This is a genomic window from Mesorhizobium sp. M7A.F.Ca.CA.004.12.1.1 (genome assembly GCF_003997835.1).
GTDB lineage: Bacteria > Pseudomonadota > Alphaproteobacteria > Rhizobiales > Rhizobiaceae > Mesorhizobium.
In genome coordinates this window covers 1-3,640 of record NZ_RZRK01000627.1, presented here as the reverse complement: position 1 = coordinate 3,640, position 3,640 = coordinate 1, and the positions used below count along the sequence as shown (strand labels likewise).

At 53.5% G+C, this 3,640-nt stretch carries 2 protein-coding genes and 2 pseudogenes; 1 reads left to right on the top strand and 3 read right to left on the bottom strand.

Annotation, left to right across the window (positions count from 1 at the left end; all coding sequences use genetic code 11):
* Positions 1 to 161 (top strand): annotated as a pseudogene (locus EN984_RS39025) (S-formylglutathione hydrolase); the annotation flags it as partial.
* A gap of 330 nt (positions 162 to 491) precedes the next feature.
* On the opposite strand, the gene EN984_RS26460 reads toward EN984_RS39025, so the two are convergent.
* From EN984_RS26460 to EN984_RS26450, 3 genes and pseudogenes are all read right to left on the bottom strand, one after another.
* The gene (locus tag EN984_RS26460; RefSeq protein WP_272483105.1) at positions 492 to 1,322 is read right to left on the bottom strand and encodes a DUF3037 domain-containing protein; all 831 of its coding nucleotides are present in this window, start codon (positions 1,320 to 1,322) and stop codon (positions 492 to 494) included.
* Positions 1,309 to 2,073, bottom strand: coding sequence for a HipA family kinase (locus EN984_RS26455; protein WP_348629139.1), 765 nt, complete (start codon positions 2,071 to 2,073; stop codon positions 1,309 to 1,311). Before EN984_RS26455 ends, EN984_RS26460 begins: the two co-directional genes overlap by 14 nt.
* Positions 2,074 to 2,742: 669 nt before the next feature.
* Positions 2,743 to 3,640, bottom strand: a pseudogene (locus EN984_RS26450) (vitamin B12-dependent ribonucleotide reductase); the annotation flags it as partial.

The window sequence follows — 3,640 nt, the reverse complement described above, 5'->3', positions numbered from 1 at the left end:
GATTTCTTGACGACGGTCTGAGGCCTTGGCTGCTTGAAGCGGCCTGCGCCAAAGCAGGTATTCCGCTAAAGCTGCGGATGCAGGATGGATACGATCACTCGTATCTTTTCATCTCCAGCTTCATGGACGACCATCTGAGATGGCATGCTGAGAGGCTTTGATCTGGGCAGGCCGAAGGCATGGCCAGATGCAAACAACTCATTGAATTCGACGCCTTACACCGAGGGGCTGAAAGCACTGGGCAGCCCCGACGAGATCCCGGGTCCGCCGTGCGGTTGACCGGGATAAACGCCTGACGGCATCCAGTATTTCGAGGTGCGGCAGGTGAGGGGCGCAAGCTGCTGTTCGTCCGCATCGGCCAGGACGAACCGTTGTTTGACGAGCAGACGTTGCGGGTGTCGCCGGCTGGCTAAGAGCCAAAGGTAAGAGCCAAATCAGACTGAGCAGATGGCTGGACGAGTCGCAATTGCGTTAAACAATTAGCCGACTAACTAACTCCGCCAAAGTGATTTATGACCTGCGGCGTTCAAAATTATATCGAGATATCGGGCCTTATCCTCGCGACTTTCCATATTGAACGATTCAATTGCTTCCCTTTGAGCTATCTTGAGCGCAGGGCCGACTGCTCTTTCTACCAAGGTGGTGGCAGAAAAAACTAAGTAACAATTAATCCCTACATTGGACAGCGTGTCTTTTGCATGTTGAAAGGTTACGCTAGCTAAAGCGGCATTCTTAATTTCAGCGGATCCCGCGTGATCAGAGTTAGTAAAGTCTATGGTCTCAGTCGCATGATATCTAGAGTTCTTCAGCATGAAGTCGATATGAAGCTTCCCAGATGGGCCAACCGGAAGATTGGCCACAACACGATGCCTATCGATATCGTGAATATCTCCACTAAAGACGTCGTATTCCTTGAATATCTTGCGAAGGTCTTTGGATAGTTTGCTGCCGGCTTTCTTCTTGGCCGATTGCCCTTTTGGTTTCTCAATATATTCGGAGTTTATGTCCGATATTCTTTGCTCGTATTGATTGTCTGAATCGATCGTAAACCACCCAATCTCTGAAAGTGTATAGCCCGTAGCCTTCGAAAGTCGAGCCACTCGAGAGTCCAATTCGATTGATGGATCGTCAGACTCCCTGAGGTGCGTCGCAATCCACTCAACCGCCCGCGAACTGACATTGAAATAGTTCAACAACTGGGGAGAAGCGTTCAATCTCACATCAAGGCGATCGGACTTGAACACGACTAGGCCTACGTTCAAAACGTCGCCACGGTGCGCGAATGGCACCAAGCGAATTAGAGCGTAGTTAAAGATATGCACCACTGCGGATTCCTTCGTCCACTTCGTCGATTTGGCGTCCAAATTCCGGACTCAAGATTCTAGCTATCAGCGAAGTTCGTGCATTTTTTGACAACCAATCCGTTGGTAGCCCTATCATTGCATTGTCGCAGATAAGCGCACGACCTTTATGAAACCGGTCCAGGAACGATCTGGCAAATTCCACAGAGAAACCGTGTACTTTCCGTATCTTTTTACCGACCTGCACCGTCGGCATGCCTTGAGCAAGCCCAACTATGGCATTGTCATTCAAGATTGTTGAGCTGCCGAAGTCAATTATGTGCAGATTGGCGATCTCTTGACCGTCAATCAAGCCCGCCCGCTGGAACAGAAAATTGTGATCGTGCCGATCAGGATTGTAGATCAACTGATCAAAAGCATAGGTGGCTGAAAGCAAGTTGCGGATGCCTGGCACGTTGAGATTGCCGGGACCATCAAGAAGCAGCATGCTGGCTTCTAGGTCGCTCATGCAATGCGTGATCGCTTGTGAGCCGAATACAAGGGCTCCGCTTGGAGTCTGAAGCACCTTCATCGGAGGAACGGGTAGATTCAGAGACCTTGCGAACGACGTGCATATCCACTCAGTGGCGCAAACCTCGACCTCTCCGCCCATCCCTTTAACAAAATACCTCAATCCGTCGTCACAGAGCGCCACACCAGTTTGATGCACCGTAGTCTGACGGGGATTTGGCTTGTACTCAGTTATTCTGAGGGGAATGAATTCCAATTGCATCATAGGTTGGCATCCAGTGTCCCAAAAATCCCCCTGTCATAGTACCGCCCTACTCGGCGAACCCTGAAGTCACTTCGAATCAATTAAATTCTAATTGAATACTGGAAAAAGTCCATAAAATCAACATGGTGGCATTCATTGACAAAAGAACACCACATGCAGCTTTCTTGGGCAAAGTTGTTTGCCGGCCGCAGTCGAGCGACGGACAAACTCAAGGTGTTATCTTCTGCTCGGCGGCTCGTTCTTGGTGTCTCCGAAGCCGGGCTTGGGCACACGCTCGACTGTGGTTGTGTTCGGCCGGCGCTCTGCTTCCTTCACAGGAATGAATTGGCCGCTCTTCGAGCTTCGTCCAATGTCGAAAGTCTTGCGTTCGTTGGTGGTCATTTAGGTATCTTTCTTCTGGAGTTGCCTGAGCTACCTCGACTCCGAGAACCGACTCCCCATATGATACCTTTGCACAGGAGATGGGATTTCGGTCTCGTCGCCCCGCGTGGGCTCCGGCTTATTCGCGGTACCAAAGCCGGCCCAGTTTGGGTCGGCTTTGGTGTTTCTGGCACAAGTGCGCGATCTAAATTTTTTAGATGAGTTTCCTCTTTTGTTCCTTTTACCATTTCGGCCCAATCTTACGACCGGGCCGATGATGTTGCGTTTTAGCGCTTCAGACTTTCCTCAGCTGCACCCGCTGGTCGAACCGCACGTATCGCACTTCTCACAAGTCCCGTTCCGCACCATAGTGAAATTCTGGCACTCGGAGCAGGAATTGCCGGTGTAGCCCTGGAGCAGCGATTTGGCGCGGCGGTCGTTGGCGAGTTTCTTCGCTTCGGCCGCCTCAACGGCCGCAACGTCGGTGAACAATCCCGCCGTGGTATCGGAAGCAGCACCCACCGCCTCCTCGAAGGCGATGTCCTCGGCCAGTTCCTTTGCCCGCTCCTCATAGTCGCGTTTGTAGGCGACCGCTTCGTCGCTGGCGGGTTTCAGCGCCAGCACGTTGGAGCCGGAGAACGCGGTCGGTGCCGAGCGGGCAGGGGCGCCCGACGGGGCCGCAAAGCCTTTCGGATCGTTGCCGCTGACGCGCGACACCAGCTTCACCGGCGATGCGCCACGAGTCAGGCCCTTGGAAACCGCATCGGTCTTGCCTTCGCTGATGCCACGGCCAAGTGCGGTGTTGGAAAAGTCCGACTGGTCGACATGGGCGAGGTCGTTGCGCCCGAGATAGGAGATCGCCAGTTCGCGGAACACGTAGTCGAGGATCGATGTCGCGCTCTTGATGGCATCGTTGCCCTGCACCATGCCGGCCGGCTCGAACTTGGTGAAGGTGAAGGCGTGCACATATTCGTCGAGCGGCACGCCATATTGCAGGCCGAGCGAAATGGCGATGGCGAAGTTGTTGAGAAGGCCACGCAAGGTCGCGCCTTCCTTGTTCATGTCGATGAAGATCTCGCCGAGACGGCCATCGTCATATTCGCCGGTGCGCAGGAAGATGGTGTTGCCACCGATCTTGGCCTTCTGCGTGTAACCCTTGCGGCGGCCGGGCAGCTTTTCCTGCTCGCGCGACACGCGCTCGATG